Source organism: Bdellovibrio sp. HCB288 (genome assembly GCF_047305935.1).
Taxonomy (GTDB): Bacteria; Bdellovibrionota; Bdellovibrionia; order Bdellovibrionales; family Bdellovibrionaceae; genus Bdellovibrio.
In genome coordinates this window covers 2,034,625-2,052,338 of record NZ_CP178619.1, presented here as the reverse complement: position 1 = coordinate 2,052,338, position 17,714 = coordinate 2,034,625, and the positions used below count along the sequence as shown (strand labels likewise).

The window sequence follows — 17,714 nt, the reverse complement described above, 5'->3', positions numbered from 1 at the left end:
TTTTAAATACTTACTCAGAGAAATTTGGAGCTGGTTATGGGACTCGAACCCGCAACCTGCTGATTACAAATCAGCTGCTCTACCAATTGAGCTAAACCAGCATCACTGAGATAACCGAAAGAGTTATAGTGGAAAAAATCTACATTCGTCAAAGATAATTATTTGTCGGATGGCGATTTTTTGCGATTTCCGCGCACCGCGTGCTGCCTTAAAGTCTCCGTCAAGGCCATGGCCGTGGCGACAGACGCATTATAAGATGCAGAAGCACTCGTTTGCGGAATGAAGACTAATTCATCACAAAGGCGCTCTGTTGTCACTCTCAAACCTTTATCCTCGGCTCCGATTGCCCAAATTACCTTCTCAGGCAAATCTAATTCGAAAATTGATCGCTTTCCGCGAGGGCTAAGCCCGTAGATCCAATAGCCTTTTTCTTTTAATGTTTCCGCGTACTTACTAAAATTAGTCGTGGCTTCAACCGGAACATGCTCCGCTCCACCACAGGCCACCTTATGCACAGTCGGAGTTAGACCCACCGCGCGGTCCTCTGGAATTAACACACCATGACCACCAACCAACCAGCTGGTTCTTAGGATCGCCCCCAGATTGTGCGGATCCTCGATACCGTCCAGCATCAAAAGAATTGAATTTTCATGCTGGTCCAGGTCGTTCATATCAAATTCTGGAGCTTTATCCAGGAATAGAGCCGCACCTTGATGAGAAGAACCGAATTTATCGATCACAGTATCTTGCTTGATGTCCGCTGTGATTTTGTTCTTGCGTGCAAGCTCTTCAATCTCGCGCAAATCACCTGAAGTTTCCCAGCCATTTTTCAACCACAAACCCTTCACAGCGCGAGGACGAACTGCCAAAGCTTCTTTGATTGCATGATTGCCGACGACGATGCGCCACTCTCGAGGAATTTGATTTTCAGAGCGCCCGCCGCCTTGAGGCGAACGACCGCCACTTGATTGAGGGCGACCACCACCCTGAGGGCGAGATCCCCCACGAGAAGGTGGCTGGGAAGAGCGTTGAGAGTTGTTTTTCGAGCCGGAACGGAAATTATTCTTTTTCATACATCGCCATCACAAATTGATTTGCAGCTTGCTTGATATCTTTTGCCTCTAAAATCGGACGACCCACCACAAGAGCGGAAGCACCCTTTTCAAGTGCTTCCTGCGGACCCATAATTCGCTTTTGATCGCCAGAGTCGTTCATACTAAAGCGAATTCCCGGCGTGACAAGATAGAGACCGCGATTTTGTAAAAGGTCCAGTTCATGCGGAGAGCAGACCACGCCATTCACCCCTGAGTTCTGAACCAAACTCGCCAATTCGGTCACATGTTGAGAGATCGGCTGAGATCTCATCACCTCCGGCACGGAACTCTGATCCCAAGAGGTCAAAATCGTGACCGCGAGAACCCGGAAGGGACGCTGTTTATTAAGTTCCGCCTCGACAGCTGCGACTCTCTTAAGGGCCTCCGCCCCGCTCAGAGCATGCACCGTCACCAACGAGGCTCCGGCGTCAAAGCTCGCGCGAACGGCCGCCTCCATCGTCGAGGGAATATCAAAATGTTTGTTATCCATAAAGATGGGAGCTCTTTGGGCAAGCTCCTGGACAAAATCCAACCCGTAGCGCAGACACAGACGAGGGCCGACTTTGATTCCGCCGACGATATCGCCGACAAGATCCGCGATTTTCAATGCCTGATCGCGGGTGTCCACATCAAGCGCAAGAATTAATGGATTTTTCATGGGATGAGAGCGCAGGTTTTTATTCATGAACAACTCCTGCGCTCCACCCTCTCATAAACTCGGATTCAGGTCATTTGTTTTCAACAATAATCAGAGTGTTCCAACCCATGACACGGATTGGATTTCCATTCACGTCACGAGCCACCCGTCCGTTTTCATTAAACAACGGCACAAGTTTTTTAGGCTGGGCTGTGACTTTATTCCAGATGGCCAAAGCATTGTCCCGGTGAAGGCGGACACAGCCTCCGGAAGCACGCTTGCCTAACTCTGCGTAGTGATCAGGAGTCGTGGCATGGACTGCGACGCCCCCATTGAAGAACATTGCAAACTCCATGTTGGCTTTCCATGTATAGGAGTAGTGTTTTAGGACCAATTTGTACGGAGTGAATGTTCCCGTCGGAGTCACGGTCCAATACCAGCGGCCACTTTTCGCTTTTTCGTATTTTTCACGACCCGTAGACACAAGCCAGTTGGCGATCAGCACGCCATTTTCCACCACTTGCATTTGCTGAGCAGCCGGGCCGATCGCTGCCTTATTGATTCGCAGAACGATTGCATACTCTTTGTAAACATCAATTCCGTCCTGAAAGGCGATGATTTCGGGGTCAATCACCGGGGCTCGCATCTCAGTGCGGGGCGCTCCTATTTCATTGGCGATTTCGTCCGTGGTCATCAAATCATCAAGGGGCTGGGAGTATTCCGGCGATGGTGGATTGATGGAGAAATCATCGGATGCGAACAAACTTGGGGAAGCACCTGAAACGAGCAACAACAAGGATAAAGCTAGAGTTTTCATAAGAAATCCCTCCTGTTATTGGCTTTATGGAAAAGTCCCTAGTTCCGATATCAGAATCCTCTCGGAAACCACAGTGGTCAAAGCGAATAAAAAAACGGAGGGAAATTCCCTCCGTTCGCCAAATTTATAAGTAATTTGAAATAAGAACTTCGCAACTTTTGGGGACCTTGGCCCCTTGATTTGCGAGGGAATTATACGAATTCCCTCACTGGCCTTAGTATGATTTCGCGAAAAGAACCCATTTAGTTGCTGGTTTGCCCGAGAAAATGCAATTCCCGGAAACTGGCTCCTGGCTTAGAGGAGCACAACGTGGAGTGACCTTCAAAGCTCCAAGCAAGGCATGACCGATACCCTCTTCACACCAAGGAACCAATGCGAAACCTGGGGCAGAGTTTTCTTCGCCTTTGAAGTACGTTTCGAACTCTTTAAGGTCTGTGATTTTTTTGATGTTGCTGTCACGGAAGGCTTTGGCTCTTTCGAACAGGCCGTCTTGCATCTCTTGAAGAAGTGCACTGATTCCTGAAACGAAAGCATCGCGTGCCTGGCCGTATTTTTCTTTCGGGCCTTTGTCACGGCGACCGACGAACACTTCGCCTTTAGCCATGTCACGAGGACCTACTTCTACGCGCACTGGAACACCTTGCTTGATGTATTGCCATGCTTTATCGCCACCACGGATATCGCGATCGTCGACTTTTACGCGGATATTGCCACCGTTGAATCCTTGAGCCTTAACGTCTTTTGCCAGGCTGTTTACGTACTCCAACACCTGTGCTTTTTCAGCGTCGTTACGGTAAATCGGAACGATCACAACGTGTAGTGGAGCAATTCTTGGCGGCACCACGAAGCCGTTATCATCTGAATGAGTCATGATCAGACCACCGATAAGGCGAGTGGAAACACCCCATGATGTTGTCCATGCTGTTTCCTCTTTGCCCTCAGCGCTCAAGTATTTGATGCCTGAAGCTTTGGCGAAGTTTTGACCCAGGAAGTGAGACGTACCCGCTTGAAGGGCTTTTTTATCCTGCATAAGAGCCTCGATCGTGTACGTATCAACCGCACCCGGGAAACGCTCGTCAGAAGTCTTCATGCCTTTGATAACTGGCATTGCCATATAGTTTTCTGCGAAGTCAGCATAACAATCCAACATCTGCAAAGTTTCCTCTTGGGCTTCCTTTGCCGTTGCGTGAACTGTATGGCCTTCTTGCCACAAGAACTCCGCCGTTCTTAGGAACATGCGTGTGCGCATTTCCCATCTCATCACGTTACACCATTGGTTAATCAAAACCGGAAGGTCACGGTAGGACTTCACCCATTTTGCGAATTGGTGACCGATGATCGTTTCAGACGTTGGACGAATGATAAGAGGCTCTTCCAGTTCGCCATCTGGAACCAGTTTGCCGTTGCCATCGCCTTTCAAGCGGTGGTGAGTAACAACCGCGCACTCTTTGGCAAAGCCTTCAACGTGCTCAGCTTCTTTTTCCAGGAAGCTGAGTGGGATTAGCAATGGGAAGTAGGCATTAACGTGGCCTGTATCTTTAAACATGCGATCCAATACAGCCTGCATGTTTTCCCATACAGCGTAGCCCCAGGGTTTGATCACCATGCAACCACGGACCGGAGAGTTTTCGGCCATATCAGCTGCGGTGATAACTTGTTGATACCACTCTGGGTAGTTTTCGGAACGGGTTGGTTTAATCGCTGTATCTGACATTTTACTTTTCCTTAAATATCTTTCGAATCTATACCGTAGGCTTTAATTTTTCTGTGAAGGTAACTTCTTTCAAGACCGATGACTTCAGCGGTTTTGGAGATATTACCACCGTTCTCGTTGATCTTGCGAAGCAGGTATTCTTTCTCGAACTGAGCTCGGGCCTCACGGAACGTGGAAAGATCCTGCATTTCAAAACCTTGCTCATCACCTTTGTCGATCAATCCCGCAAATCGCAGATCGTGGACATCGACAAACTCCCCTGGAGTCAGGATGTAAACGCGCTCGATGAAGTTCTTAAGCTCACGAACGTTGCCAGTCCATTGGTAGGCCAGCATCTTGTTCATCGCCTGCTCGCTGATCGCTTTTTTCGGGAAACCGCTTTCGCGGGAAACATTATCTGAGAAATAAGAAACCAGGACCGGAATATCCTCAGGGTGCTCGCGTAGTGCCGGCACACGGAATGGAATGACATTCAGACGATAATACAAATCCTCGCGGAAACGACCCTCTTTAACTTCTTTATCCAGATCCTTGGAGGAGGCTGCGATAATGCGCACGTCGTTCTGGATGACTTCGGAACCACCGACACGGCGGTATTTTTTCTCATCCAGATAAGTCAGAAGTTTAGCTTGAGCGTCCTTGGTCATTTCGCTGATTTCCGCGATATACAAAGTACCGCCAAAAGCCAGATCCAACTTTCCTTTTTTTGTACGATCCACTCCCGGCATCGCACCTTTTTCGATGCCGAAAATTTCGGATTCCAGAAGGTCTTCAGGGATGCCGCCACAGTTGATTTCAACGAACGGACGGCTTGCACGAGCGCTAAGATAATGAATGTTTTGAGCCACTAGTTCCTTACCAGTGCCCGCCTCCCCTTGGATCAAAACCCAAGAGTTCGTAGGCGCCACACGGGCAATAACCTGCTTGGTTTCAACGATTGTCGGAGCCTCGCCCACCAGGGCAATCGACTTGCGAAGTTTGTTAAGCAAAAGAGCTTTTTCCTCTTTTTGCTGTTGGTAACTGAGGATATTGGAAATCACGATCAGGATTTTATCCATGGACAGTGGTTTTTCGATGAAATCCCAAGCACCCAGCTTCGTCGCTTTAACGGCTGTTTCGATCGTTCCATGACCAGAAATCATCACAAACTCAACGTTCGGGAACTCCTTGCGAGCACGAGTCAGAACTTCGATGCCGTCAATATTTCCGGGCATCCAGATATCCTGGAACACCACATCGGGCTGAACATCTTTGATCGCCTGCAATCCGGACTCACCATCATGCGCCAGGAAAACCTGATAGCCTTCATCCTTCAAAGAAGCTGAAAGCACATCACGAATGGGAGCTTCGTCATCAATAATCAGAATTTTTGTAGATAGAGCCGTCATCACGGACCTTCTTTCTTATTCTTCAGCGGGCTTCCAAGCGCCCACTTCGTTTACAGGGATTTCAATTACCAACTTCAGACCTTTGGGCTCATTTGCAGTCGCGCGAATGAAGCCATTGTGGTCCTCGATGATTCTTTTCACGATAGGTAAGCCTAAACCAGTTCCGCCCTCTTTTGTAGAGTAGTACGGTTCAAAAATTCGGTTTCTTTGCTCTGGTGACACTCCGTCTCCATTGTCTGCCACCGTCATGCGCATTGTTTTAATGTCTTTGTCATATCTTGTGACTATTTGGACAGTCGGTTGTGTCTCTTTAGCCACAGCTGCCACAGCATTATCCACCAGATTCACCAGCACACGGCGGAATTGATCCGGATCAAACTTAAATTCAGGCAGATCCGCATCCGGCAGGAAGTCGAAACGAACCTGGGGATGGGCCTGACGATATAGAGCCAAAGACTCCTCGATGACCGAGTTGAAATTCGCCACCACCGGACGAGCCTGCGGCAAGCGTGCAAAGTTACTAAACTCATTGACCAGATTTTTCAGGCCATCAACCTGTTTAACAATCATAGTTGTACATTCACTGAATGCCGGATCTGTGATTGTGGCGCCAAATTTTCTTTGCAGGCGTTCTGCGGAAAGCTTGATCGGAGTCAGGGGATTCTTAATTTCATGAGCGATACGGCGGGCCACTTCGGTCCAAGCCGCTGAACGTTGCGCATTCACGATCGGTGTCATGTCATCAAACACCAGAACTTTTCCGACAGCCTCACCTTTTTCGTCCTTAAGGATCGAAAGGCTCATTTGCAATGGAACCGCCTCACCCTGAACATTCAGGCGGAACTCTTTTTGAATACTTTCAATTTTGTGATCCTGCATAGTTTTCAGGAGTTCAGCAAAGGTACGGAAGTACTCCAAGGTCAGAAGTTCACGCACGGATTTTCCGATGTAGCGTTCGGCATCGACTTTCAATAGCTGAGCCGCATGGCGATTGATCGTTGAAATGCGGCCCGACTGATCCACGGAAATCACACCTGTATTTACGTTACGCAAAACCGTATCCGTATAACGAGCATGCTGATCCAGCTCTTCAAGTGTGTTTTCCAAGGTCACTGTCATCTGATTGAAACTTGAAATAAGGTCGTTGATTTCCTCAGACCCTGATTTGATCTGCAAAGGGGTGTAGTCCCCGCCAGCAACCCGGCGGGTCGCCCGCCCCAGCTGCACAATCGGGATGGAAAGTTGTTTGGCCAGATAGAATCCAAACCAGGTGGCTGCCAACAGGATCACGAAGGTCATCAGAACCAGAATGATCAGGTAAATGGATTTAAGGGGATACTCCAGGGGATTGATATCGCGAAACTCATCATAGGCCGTGGAAATGTCATCCATTTTGCTAACCAATGAAAGCGGCAAAAAACTGGAAACGACAATGGCGCCCTTATCAGCGCCTTCTTTGACCGGCACGATCACGCGCACCAGATTTCCATCCCCGAACTGATGGATAATCGAGGCTTCCGCCTGCACTTTGATACCTTTTTGCAGGAACTCCAGGGACACAGCCGGAACTGTGGGAACGGTGTCATCCTCTGCAGCAACGACGACTCGTTTGCCGAATAACGACGGGTAATATTCCACAGCATCCAGACTGAACTCCTTGCGGAGCTGCTCGACCTTGCGTTTGATATCATTGGAATTATTCAACGGACGAACAGCGTCAGCAATCTGATGCGCAAAGTGATAGTTCTTTTTCTTGGCGTTGAAATAATAGGCATTTGTGACTTCGATGGAGCTTTTCAATACTCCGGCCATCTTAACGCTGAACCACTTGTCGAAGCTGGAATTGATGTAAAACACCGAAATGATGAACATCAATACGGTGGGAACGAAACTGAATGCCACGAACGCAGCGATCAGTTTGGCCTTTAGACTGCTTCCGAACAGCTTACCCTGCCGTTCGACGAAGACCTTCACAATGTTTCTGAAGATCATGAACAGAAGCAACAACAACAGGATGATGTTGAAGTTCACCAGACCGAAGAAAAATATACTATGAACGAACGGAAGTTGTTGGCTGGTTGCGAACAGTCTGATTTCAAACCAGGTCAGCAGGACGAACAAAAAAGAGACGACAAGAACGATGAAGATCTCGCGTCTTCTTTTTTTGTGTTCCCCGGGACCATGTGGAAGAAAATCATCACCTGAAGTTTCGCTCACCAACAATTCCTTTTGTGAGGCCACGGCTGCTGTATTTTTACTCTGAACCCGTGGCCATTGAGACTACAATGCTAAATTACTTTTTGCTTTTTTTCGCTGGTTTTTTTGCCTTAGCAGGAGCTTTCTTTGGAGCTTTCACTGCTTTTGCTGCCTTTGTCGCTTTTGCTTTTGGCGCAGGCATAGCCGCCAACAATTTGGCAGTTTTCAATGTTGCTGGAATTTCACCAACAAGGCCGATCATTTCCATAACAACTTGAGCTGATTCCTCGCCCTTGTTCATGTGTTCCGCACTGCCCGTACGAGCCATTGCCTGCTCTTCATTTTCAGTCGTCAATACACCGAAACCGATTGGTTTTTTATAATCCAACATCAAGCGAGTCAGACCATCAGTGACTGAATTGCAGACATAATCATAGTGGGAAGTTTCCCCACGAATAACAGCACCCAACGCCACAACGCCGTCGCAACCAGCATCCAGGAAGGCTTGGCAAGCTAATGGAATTTCAACTGCACCCGGAACAAGTGCTGCATAGATTTCAACACCCTCACATGACTCCAGATAAGAGATTGCGCCTTCTTCAAGCTTTTGAGTGATTTCTGAATTCCAACGTGCTGTTACCACACCAACTTTGATGTTTGCCATTATTGAGCCCCTTTAAGATTTTCAATTGCTACGATTTCAACGATTTCCAAATCAAATGCCTTCAAACCGACTTTTTTCTCCGGTTTGTTAGTGATCAGGCGGATTTTATTCGCACCGATCTCGCGCAGAATTTGCGCGCCAATTCCGTAATCACGCTCATCCATCAGCGGAGTGGAAGGACGAAGATCCTCCATTCCAACCAAAGCTTGCAGTTCCTGAGTCAGACCATGAACACGGTTGTTACCACGAAGAAGCACAAAAGCACCACGGCCGGCCTCTTCAATCATTTTTAAACTTTCAACTACAGAGGATGCACCTCTTTGTACTACGGACATGAAGTCACGAGTAAAGTTGTCGACATGCACACGGATCAGCGCCGGCTCGTCTTTTACGATCTCGCCTTTTTGAATTACCAGATGCTCAAGTCCATCCACTGTGGAACGGAATACGCGAGCCTGATAGCCTTCGCCGAAAGAAGCCGGCAATGGAATGCTAGCCAGCTCTTCAACCAGAGTTTCATTGGCCAAGCGATACGCAATCAGGTCCACAATTGTACCGATTTTCAAACCGTGCTTTTTTGCAAACTCCTTCAAGTCAGGAACGCGTGCCATGCTGCCGTCTGCATTCATAACCTCGCAAATAACCGCAGCTGGATTCAAGCCCGCCATGCGCGCAAGATCCACGCTGGCCTCCGTGTGACCGGCACGCTTTAGTACGCCACCGTGCTGAGCACGAATCGGAAAAATATGACCAGGCATATGAACGTCAGCAGGTTTGGCGTGAGGATTTGCCGCAACTTTGCACGTGTGTGCACGGTCTGCCGCCGAAATGCCTGTGGAGATTCCTTCTGCCGCCTCGATAGAAACCGTGAAGGCTGTTTTGTTCGGAGCATAGTTGTACTCGTCACGCACCATCAAAGGAAGTTGCAGGCGATCCATTTGCTGTGGAGTCATGCACAGACAAACCAAACCACGCGCCTCGGATATCATGAAGTTAATGGACTGGGCATTTACGTGATCCGTCGCCAGAATCAGATCACCTTCATTTTCACGATCCTCATCATCCACCAGGATAACGATTTTACCCGCTCTTACATCATCGAGAATTTCAGGGATTGTGTTGAATTCCATTACTGGTCCTTCTTAACTTCCAAAGAACGTTGGATCGCGCGAGCCATATAGTCCGGCTCAACATTGATTTTACTTCCGATTTTCAAGTCACCCAGATTTGTTCTTTTCAGAGTTTCCGGGATCAAGCACACAGAGACTGTGTTCTTGCTAAGTTCATTGACCGTCAGGCTGACGCCATTCAGGGTGATACTGCCTTTTTTCCAAACATAGGGAAGGATCGTATCCTGAACTTTGACGTCCAAAAAGAAAGACTCCCCCACCAGTTCGGCTCTTGTCACAGAGCCCAAACTATCAACATGGCCCGTTACCAAATGGCCGTGAATACGGTCCCCAAAACGCAAAGATCTCTCTAAATTGACCTTTTTACCAATCCAGCTGGAAGGGTTCCAATCAAGAATCTTGATGGTTTCCGCTGCCAGCGCGAACGTCATTTGCTGTTCGTCAAAAGCTTCCACCGTCAGGCAAACACCATCGCAAGCGATGCTATCTCCAAGCTTTAAATCATTGAATTCAGAAGGTTTTTTAATTTTTACACGATAGGCGTTTTGCAGCTCTTCCGAGCTCTCAATCGGCATGACAGATTCAACAATTCCAGAAAACATACGGGCCCCTGTTTGAATGCGCTGAAACCTACACTTTCGCAGGGAAAATGGCAAGAAAAGCCGCCTATTTTCAAAGTGTTGAATACCCGGAAAGCCGCAATCTGATTGACCTTGCCCCCAAGAGCTTTGGAACATGTAGATATGAAAAAACTAATAAGCATTTTAGCGATAGTTGGTGGTTTGTTTTCTTGCCCTGCCGTGGCGCAAAAGCTCTCTTACGACGTCAGCGGAGGGGTCGGAACTTATAACGGCAACACCTACACGGAAATTGATGTGGGTTTGAATTGGTACCTCACCAACTATCTGAATTGGCGCAACTCCCTGTTCACCCAGTTTGGCAGCAGCATCGACAATGTTTATGGCTTGGACACAGCCGCCATCTTTGGAACAAGCTTTTACAATGACGCCGGGAAACTGGGCATCGAAGGTTTCATCGGCCCCGGCTTGCGTTTTGCCAATGAGGACGCCAGCGGTTACTTCGGCAAAGGCGGTTTGATTTTTGCCATTGGGGGCCTACGAATTGGTGGCGGCGCTCAAGTCACGAAGTACTATGACACCCGCCGAGACAAATTTGGATTCAAGATGCCCGAAGAAGAAGTTCAATACTTTATCATCATCTCTGGCGGTGGCAGCTTATAAGGAGTCAATGAATGCAAGAAGGTCGAGACATCATCGCTGAAAGTCCCGCCTTCTTGTCTGCTTTGACACTGGCCCGTCGCGTGGCCGACAGCTGTTCGAATATCCTTATCACAGGCGAAAGCGGCACCGGCAAAGAAGTCATCGCAAAACATATTCATGAACTCAGCACCCGCCGTGCCCGCAACTTCGTCGCCATTAACTGCGCATCCATACCTGATCACCTTCTGGAGTCAGAACTGTTTGGTTATGCCCGTGGAGCATTCACCGGAGCGATTGCCACCAAGACCGGGCTTTTTGAAGAAGCTGAAGGCGGCACGCTGTTTCTGGACGAAATTGCTGATATGGATTTTGGTCTGCAAGCGAAGCTGCTGCGAGTTCTGCAGGAACGAAAAATAAAACGCCTTGGCGAAAACGCACTTCGCCCGATCAATATCCGGGTGATTGCCGCCACCCACCAAAATCTGCAGCGGGCTGTTCAAATGAAAAAGTTCCGTGAGGATCTCTTCTTTCGACTGAATGTTATCTCGATCAATATTCCGTCCTTGCGCGAACGCGGTGAAGATATCCCTCCCCTGGCGCATCACTTTGTGAAAAAGTTCTCCACGGTAAATGCCAAAAAAATTCTGGGACTCACTCCTGCTGCCATTCAGTATCTTGTTTCACAAAAATGGCCCGGGAACGTTCGCGAATTGGAAAATCGCATCGAGCGCGCCGTTGTCCTTGCAGCAAACTCCCATATCGAAGTTGAAGATCTTCACCCGGAAGCCAATGAAATCCAGAACCAAAAGAAAAACACGCTGAAGTTTCTGCGGGAACAATTGCGCGAAGATATTTGCCGTGTTCTGTCCATCGAGGAAATGAACGATCTTTATATCGAATATGTTCTGGCATTAAACAAAGGTGCCAAGGAAAAAACCGCGCGCGATCTGGGAATAGACAGAAAAACCCTTTACAGAAAACTTGGCAAAAGACACTCGTCTTTGTGATAGTTGGCATCTGATTTGCTTGTCTCTATTTCAGTAACACCCACTGAGGAGGTTTGCATGTTACGGGCTGCAATCGCATTTTTTATCTTAGCCATCGTAGCATTTGTTCTTGGAGCAAATGGTATTGCAGGAATGTCCATGGAGATCGGCCGAATCCTGCTGATCGTGTTCCTGGTCTTGGCAGTTATCAGTTTCTTCGTGAACATGATTGGCAAGAAGGGTCCTAGGTAGAACTTCTGCGGTTAAAAATGCCCCGACACCAGGGAAAGTCTCCCCGGGGCAATTTACCTCGTGAAACGCGTTTACTGGTGCATTTTGGCAAATAAAAAAGGGCTTCCATTCTGGAAACCCTTTTTAAAAACTTTTTCAGACGAACTATCTTCTGCCTGAAGAAGAATTTCTTTCATCTCTGCCTTGAGAAGGTCTTTGTGAATCTTTGGAATTGGAATCACGACGGCTGGAGTTTGAAGACTCTCTGCGCATGTCTTCAGCTCTGTTGCCAGATTTGTCAGTAGATGATGAGTTTGGTCTGTTTTTGTCGATACCCATTTGTGGTTCTCTCCTGTTAGATAAGCAGGCATCATTGCCTGCCTATCCAGGAGTAAGCGAAACCCATGCCAAGTTTTACATTGTCAATTGGTTGCCATTCGCTTTGACTTCAACTGTGTCACCCGCCTTAACGCCACCACTGATGATTTTTTTAGACAGTGGATTAAGCAGTTCGTTCTGGATAACACGCTTCAAAGGACGCGCTCCATAAATTGGATCGTATCCTTTACGAGCCAACAATTCGACGGCGTCTTTGCTGAATGAAATTCCAATCTTCTTGCTTTTCAAACGCTGCGCAACCAGATCCAACTGAACCTGCACGATTCCGGCAATTTGATTCTCACCAAGTGAGCGATAAATCACAACTTCATCAATACGGTTCAAAAACTCAGGACGGAAATGCTCACGAAGAGCCTCGGTCACCGCTTTTTGTCTGTCAGCCTCTGACATCTTCGGATCCAGAATTGAATGAGACCCAACATTGGAGGTCATGATCAGCACCGTGTTTTTAAAATCCACAGTTCTGCCCTGACCATCGGTCAATCGACCATCATCCAACACCTGCAACAGAATATTGAAAACATCCGGATGCGCCTTCTCGACCTCATCCAAAAGCACCACGCTGTACGGTCTGCGACGAACAGCTTCGGTCAATTGACCGCCCTCTTCGTAGCCGACATATCCCGGAGGCGCACCGACTAGTCGGGATACCGCATGCTTCTCCATGTATTCACTCATATCGATGCGAACCACGGCCTGCTCGTCGTCAAATAGAAACTCTGCAAGTGCTTTTACCGTTTCGGTCTTTCCCACACCCGTCGGCCCCAGGAACATGAAAGTTCCAATTGGCCTGTTTGGGTCCGAGATCTCGGCACGAGCGCGACGAATGGCATCGGAAACCACGGTCAATGCATGATCCTGACCCACAACGCGTTTTTTAAGCTGATCTTCCATGTGCAAAAGCTTTTGAGTTTCGCTTTCAAGCATTTTGCTGACTGGCACGCCAGTCCACTTCGCAACCACTTCGGCAACATCCTCTGGAGTGACCTCTTCCTTAAGCATGCGGCCTTCACTTCCGCCCTGCTCTTTACTGCGCTCTTCCATCGCTTTGATTTTCTTCTCAGTCTCAGGAAGTTTGCCATATTTCAGCTCTGCAGCTTTACCCAGATCGCCTTCACGTTCAGCCTTGGCGATTGCCACCTTGATATCCTCGATATCGGCCTTCAATTTTTTGATCTGATTGATGCCGCCTTTTTCAAATTCCCATTGTTCACGCAACAATTGGTTCTTTGCACTGAGCTCTGCGATCTCTTTGTCGATCACGACAATGCGATCTTTCGCTTCCTGCTCCTTTTCCTTTTTCAAGGCTTCCTTTTCGATACGCAGCTGCATCAGCTCACGTTCAATTTTGTCCACCTCTTCAGGAACAGAACGGGTCTCAATACCCAATTTACTTGCGGCTTCATCGATCAAATCGATGGCCTTGTCCGGCAGAAAACGATTGGTGATATAGCGGCGTGACAGCTTGACTGCCGAAACCAGCGCAGAATCAGTGATACGAATTCCATGATGGACTTCGTATTTTTCCTTTAAGCCACGCAGAATCGTGATGGCGTCCTCTTCGCTGGGCTCTTCAACCATGACTGTCTGGAAACGACGTTCCAACGCCGCATCCTTTTCGATGTATTTGCGATACTCGTCCAGAGTCGTTGCCCCAATACAGCGAAGCTCCCCACGCGCCAGAGCCGGTTTTAACAACTGACCCGCATCCATGGCGCCATCGGTTTTACCTGCGCCAACCAAGGTGTGAAGTTCATCGATAAACAGGATAATCTGTCCATCGCTGGAAGTGACTTCCTTGATCACAGCTTTCAGGCGGTCTTCAAATTCCCCACGGTATTTGGCACCGGCAATCAACGCGCCCATATCCAGAGACATCAACTTCTTGCCAATCAAATTATCAGGAACGTCGTGTTTCAAAATTCGCAATGCCAGACCTTCGGCAATGGCGGTTTTACCCACACCCGGCTCACCGATAAGCACTGGATTGTTTTTCGTACGGCGGGACAGAACCTGCACCACACGACGAATTTCCTCGTCACGACCGACGACAGGATCCAGTTTGCCTTCCGCAGCCAACGCCGTCAGATCACGAGCGTACTTGGCTAATACCTCGTACTTGTTCTCGGGATCATCATCCGTCACTTTTTGGCTGCCACGCATTTCCTTCAATGCGGCCTTTGCTTTATCCTGATTCAAATTGAACTTTTTAAAAAACGCGGACATTTCCGCATCACCGCCTTTTAGCATCGCCAAAAAGAAGTGCTCTGTGGAGATGTAGGCATCCCCCCACTCGTCAGCTTCGACCTCCGCTCCGCGGAATATTTTTTCCAGACGGGGACTTGCAAACTGCTTTTGTCCACCACCACTTACAGTAGGAAAACGATCGATTTTTTTACGCAACTCACCCAGGAAGTCCACCTGAGCGACATTCAACTTATCCAAAAGACGAGGGATGATCCCTTCACTTTGCTGAACCAGTTCCAGCAAAAGGTGCTCGGGCTCAACAGAGGGGTTTGACTTGCGTTCAGCCAGCTTTGCAGCGGCCTGCATGGCCTCTTGGCTTTTTCGCGTCATTTTTTCAATATCGTTGCTCATAGCTCCTCCATCTGAAATAAGAATGAGGTCTATTTTGCCAATGTCAACTCCAAGGACTTTATAAAATGCCAGGTATTGTTAATCCTAAAGGTATAGTGAACCCTAAAGGAAAAGGTAAATCCCAGCCTCGCATCCGTCCCTCCATTCATAAGGACCGGGTCAATCCAACGGACTTTCTGAAATACGACACACGCTTTTCCTGCGAGGATTGCACGCACTTTGCGAGCGAAACTGTAAAATGCACCTTGGGATATGATACAAAACATCACTTAAAAGCCACACAAACACACCAGTATGAACTCTCTGGCAACATGGCTTTCTGCCGCTTTATCGAGATCGACTAACAATAACAACCAACGTCCCATTCGAAAAATTGACTCTCTCAAAGTCGTGGGGAACGCCGTTTTTCCCTATGAAGGTATTGTATCTTAGTGATTCAGGACAAATCTTAGTCCTGAAATCCAGATCCGGCCTTTGACCAGTATTGTTTAAAAAATACAAAACCCGCCTCTCGTCCTGTCAAGACTCGCATTCAGATCCCGATCTTAATCACATCAAAGATTCACTCAGAAGGAGTCAAGAGAGATGGTCACTCTCTTGCTAATACCGAAAGGAGGGCCTTCAAGGATGAAATGAAAATGAACAACAGATTGTTCAAAGCTGTGCGCTGGAACAAGAGGTTGAAAAACCGAAAACATTTAGCACAGCATGGTCCACAAGGCTAAAAGGCTAAAGCACAGACTCGGATGTCAGTGCCGGGCAAGCAGAAGTAGGTTCTGCTCTCCCAAAAAACAAATCAAGGAAGGTAATGAATATGAAAAATAAATTTTAACGGAGGATTTTAAAATGGGAATGAGAGTAACAACAAATATCGCTGCAATTAACGCTCAAAGAAACTTGGTTGGTTCACAAAGAACTATCAACGATTCAATGGCAAAATTGGCTTCTGGTAGCCGTATCAATAAAGCTGCTGACGACGCTGCAGGTTTGGCGATCTCTGAAAGCTTCAAAGCTCAGATCCGCTCTGCTGCACAAGCTCAACGTAATGCGAACGATGGTATCTCCATGGTTCAAACTGCTGAGGGTGGCTTGAATGAAATCGGTAACATCATCGTACGTCTACGTGAGCTTGGTATCCAGGCTTCTTCTGACACTATCGGTGATAAAGAGCGCGGTATGTTGAATAAAGAGGTTGTTCAACTTAAAGACGAGATGCAACGTATCGCTAACGTTACAACTTGGGGTACAACGAAATTGTTGGATGGTTCTTCACCAAGCTTCGATTTCCAAGTAGGTATCCGTAACAATGCTGAAGAAGATCGTATCTCCTTCAAAGCAAGCGAAAACGTAGCTACTTTGGACTCTTTGGGTCTAGCTGGTATCGACTTTTCTTCTAAAGACGGTGCACAATCAGCTCTATCCATGCTTGATGAAGCTCAAACTTCTGTGAATGGTACACGCGCTAACTTGGGTGCCCTTCAAAATCGTTTGACTTCAACTGTTGATAACTTGGGTGTAGCTCAAGAGAACATGTCTGCTGCTAACTCACGTATCCGTGATACTGACGTAGCTCAGGCTTCTTCTGAGATGACTCGTAACAACATCTTGTTGCAAGCTGGTACTTCAACTTTGGCTCAAGCGAACCAAACTAACCAATTGGCTTTGAAACTAATCGGTTAATTTCGGCTCAACGGACTGAACGAAGTTACTTAAAGAACTTAAACCCGGTAAGGAAACTTGCCGGGTTTTTTTATTCCAGCAATGAAATCATATACTTAGGTTGCCAAAGCGTCCTTGCCGTCCCCTCCAGCCTGATCCCCAACTCCGGTGTGTCCTGTGGAGTAAAAACTTTTGTTCGCTACTTTTATTTCCTGTTTGAAATGAGTTTCTCCTCTGAAAAACCAGACCAAATGTTGAGAATTCAATTTGAATTGCCTCACCTAATAAACCTCGTTAGTCTATGAGGGCATTCGTTTTATACATACGACTACCTCGAGGGAGCAACGCCATGGCAAAGAAAAAAGCAAAAGCAAAACCTGCTAAAAAAGTAACTAAAAAGGCTGCTAAACCAGCTAAGAAAGTAGCGAAAAAAGCTGCTAAACCGGCGAAAAAGGCTGCTAAAAAAGCTGCTAAGAAGCCAGCGAAAAAAGTAGCTAAGAAAGCTGCTAAACCAGCTAAAAAGGCCGCTCCTAAAAAGGCTGCTGCAAAAAAAGCTGCTCCTAAGAAAGCCGCTAAAAAGCCTGCAGCGAAAAAAGCTGCTCCTAAGAAAGCTGCTGCTCCTAAAGCAAAAGCCGAAAAAGTAGTAAAACCAGTTGCAGCAGTAGCACCGGTTGAAATCGCTTCTGATTTCGACGATGAAACTGAAATGGATGCTATGGTTGATATCGAAGAGGAAACTGTTTCTTCTGACGACGAGTGGAGCGACGAAGAGGAATCTTCTGAAGGTTCTGAAAGTTCCGACGATTCTTTCGAAGACATGGAAGACGAAGAATCTGAAGACGACATGCAAGAATCTTCTGATGACGACGATGAAGACGACGAAGATGAAGATGAAGACGGCGAAGGTTACTTCTAGTCATTAATTGCACATCGCAATCAAAAAAAGGGAGTCAACGACTCCCTTTTTTATTATCATCGCTG

Annotated in this window: 17 protein-coding genes and 1 tRNA gene; 6 read left to right on the top strand and 12 right to left on the bottom strand. The window is 47.5% G+C overall.

The window, feature by feature from the left end; all coding sequences use genetic code 11:
* Positions 1-25: 25 nt before the first annotated feature.
* From ACLVWR_RS10000 to ACLVWR_RS09955, 10 genes are all read right to left on the bottom strand, one after another.
* A tRNA-Thr gene (locus tag ACLVWR_RS10000) sits at positions 26-101 on the bottom strand.
* Positions 102-158: 57 nt separating this feature from the next.
* Positions 159-1,073: a 23S rRNA (guanosine(2251)-2'-O)-methyltransferase RlmB gene (rlmB, locus tag ACLVWR_RS09995; RefSeq protein ID WP_340599039.1), complete on the bottom strand. Its 915-nt coding sequence runs from the start codon at positions 1,071-1,073 to the stop codon at positions 159-161.
* Positions 1,060-1,779 (bottom strand): orotidine-5'-phosphate decarboxylase, encoded by a 720-nt coding sequence (pyrF, locus tag ACLVWR_RS09990; protein ID WP_340599038.1) that lies wholly within the window; start codon positions 1,777-1,779, stop codon positions 1,060-1,062. Before pyrF ends, rlmB begins: the two co-directional genes overlap by 14 nt.
* A gap of 43 nt (positions 1,780-1,822) precedes the next feature.
* Positions 1,823-2,548 carry a L,D-transpeptidase gene (locus ACLVWR_RS09985; protein WP_413580544.1) on the bottom strand — a complete coding sequence of 242 codons (726 nt, stop codon included), beginning with the start codon at positions 2,546-2,548 and terminating at the stop codon, positions 1,823-1,825.
* A 214-nt stretch (positions 2,549-2,762) separates the two neighbouring features.
* Positions 2,763-4,262, bottom strand: coding sequence for a proline--tRNA ligase (proS, locus tag ACLVWR_RS09980; protein WP_413580543.1), 1,500 nt, complete (start codon positions 4,260-4,262; stop codon positions 2,763-2,765).
* 11 nt (positions 4,263-4,273) lie between these two features.
* Positions 4,274-5,650 carry a sigma-54-dependent transcriptional regulator gene (locus ACLVWR_RS09975; protein ID WP_413580542.1) on the bottom strand — a complete coding sequence of 459 codons (1,377 nt, stop codon included), beginning with the start codon at positions 5,648-5,650 and terminating at the stop codon, positions 4,274-4,276.
* 15 nt (positions 5,651-5,665) lie between these two features.
* The gene (locus ACLVWR_RS09970) at positions 5,666-7,867 is read right to left on the bottom strand and encodes an ATP-binding protein (protein WP_413580541.1); all 2,202 of its coding nucleotides are present in this window, start codon (positions 7,865-7,867) and stop codon (positions 5,666-5,668) included.
* Between the two features lie 76 nt (positions 7,868-7,943).
* Positions 7,944-8,510 carry a 6,7-dimethyl-8-ribityllumazine synthase gene (gene ribH, locus ACLVWR_RS09965; RefSeq protein ID WP_413580540.1) on the bottom strand — a complete coding sequence of 189 codons (567 nt, stop codon included), beginning with the start codon at positions 8,508-8,510 and terminating at the stop codon, positions 7,944-7,946.
* On the bottom strand, positions 8,510-9,640 hold the full coding sequence (gene ribB, locus ACLVWR_RS09960; RefSeq protein WP_340599032.1) for a 3,4-dihydroxy-2-butanone-4-phosphate synthase: 1,131 nt from the start codon (positions 9,638-9,640) through the stop codon (positions 8,510-8,512). The genes ribH and ribB overlap by 1 nt, the downstream gene beginning before the upstream one ends.
* Complete coding sequence (locus ACLVWR_RS09955; protein WP_413580539.1) at positions 9,640-10,242, bottom strand: riboflavin synthase; 603 nt, start codon at positions 10,240-10,242, stop codon at positions 9,640-9,642. The genes ribB and ACLVWR_RS09955 overlap by 1 nt, the downstream gene beginning before the upstream one ends.
* Positions 10,243-10,383: 141 nt before the next feature.
* On the opposite strand from ACLVWR_RS09955, the gene ACLVWR_RS09950 reads away from it, so the two are divergent.
* From ACLVWR_RS09950 to ACLVWR_RS09940, 3 genes are read left to right on the top strand one after another with little or no spacing between them, the layout of a single operon-like run.
* Entirely contained in the window at positions 10,384-10,881 is a 498-nt protein-coding gene (locus tag ACLVWR_RS09950; protein ID WP_340599030.1) for a hypothetical protein, read from the top strand.
* An 11-nt stretch (positions 10,882-10,892) separates the two neighbouring features.
* Positions 10,893-11,867, top strand: a complete 975-nt coding sequence (locus ACLVWR_RS09945) for a sigma-54 interaction domain-containing protein (protein WP_413580538.1) — start codon at positions 10,893-10,895, stop codon at positions 11,865-11,867.
* Positions 11,868-11,924: 57 nt separating this feature from the next.
* A complete protein-coding gene (locus tag ACLVWR_RS09940) occupies positions 11,925-12,098 on the top strand; it encodes a DUF1328 domain-containing protein (RefSeq protein WP_413580537.1) in 174 nt (57 codons plus the stop codon).
* Between the two features lie 144 nt (positions 12,099-12,242).
* On the opposite strand, the gene ACLVWR_RS09935 is transcribed toward ACLVWR_RS09940, so the two are convergent.
* Entirely contained in the window at positions 12,243-12,416 is a 174-nt protein-coding gene (locus ACLVWR_RS09935) for a hypothetical protein (protein WP_340599027.1), read from the bottom strand.
* Between the two features lie 75 nt (positions 12,417-12,491).
* Positions 12,492-15,074 carry an ATP-dependent chaperone ClpB gene (gene clpB / locus ACLVWR_RS09930; RefSeq protein WP_413580536.1) on the bottom strand — a complete coding sequence of 861 codons (2,583 nt, stop codon included), beginning with the start codon at positions 15,072-15,074 and terminating at the stop codon, positions 12,492-12,494.
* 65 nt (positions 15,075-15,139) lie between these two features.
* Between clpB and ACLVWR_RS09925 the strand changes: the two genes are divergently transcribed.
* The 3 genes from ACLVWR_RS09925 to ACLVWR_RS09915 all read left to right on the top strand — a co-directional run bounded on the left by ACLVWR_RS09925 (position 15,140) and on the right by ACLVWR_RS09915 (position 17,649).
* A complete protein-coding gene (locus ACLVWR_RS09925) occupies positions 15,140-15,418 on the top strand; it encodes a hypothetical protein (RefSeq protein WP_413580535.1) in 279 nt (92 codons plus the stop codon).
* 502 nt (positions 15,419-15,920) lie between these two features.
* A complete protein-coding gene (locus ACLVWR_RS09920) occupies positions 15,921-16,754 on the top strand; it encodes a flagellin (RefSeq protein WP_340599023.1) in 834 nt (277 codons plus the stop codon).
* A gap of 328 nt (positions 16,755-17,082) precedes the next feature.
* On the top strand, positions 17,083-17,649 hold the full coding sequence (locus ACLVWR_RS09915; protein ID WP_413580534.1) for a hypothetical protein: 567 nt from the start codon (positions 17,083-17,085) through the stop codon (positions 17,647-17,649).
* The last annotated feature ends 65 nt before the right edge of the window (positions 17,650-17,714 follow it).